This is a genomic window from Natrialba sp. PRR66 (assembly GCF_034808065.1).
In the GTDB taxonomy this organism is placed as follows: domain Archaea; phylum Halobacteriota; class Halobacteria; order Halobacteriales; family Natrialbaceae; genus Natrialba; species Natrialba aegyptia.
Genome location: NZ_JAXHGN010000077.1, coordinates 1 through 277, shown reverse-complemented (window position 1 = coordinate 277; position 277 = coordinate 1). Strand labels below are relative to the sequence as shown.

Below are 277 nucleotides of genomic sequence, written 5' to 3'. Positions count from 1 at the left end.
CCCCGGCCGAGGAGTACCGTCCGTCGACGGAGATCGAACGGGCCTCGCCGTCGCAGGTCATCGGCCACTACACCAAGATGGGTCTGGCCGACCTGAGTGCACGGGGGGAATCACTCAGAAAAGTCGGTGCGCTGTCAGACGACTCCGCGGGCCGGATCAAGGGGATCGACGGCGTGACCTGTTACACTGGAGCGGTCTGTAAATCCGGACAGCTCAAGTGGGGCGACGAGGGCGATCTCGCCGACGGCGACAGCGGGTCGGTGAACTTCCATCAGGA

1 pseudogene is annotated in these 277 nt (G+C 64.6%); it reads left to right on the top strand.

The window, feature by feature from the left end:
- A pseudogene (locus SM755_RS23550) lies at positions 1-277 on the top strand (hypothetical protein); the annotation flags it as partial.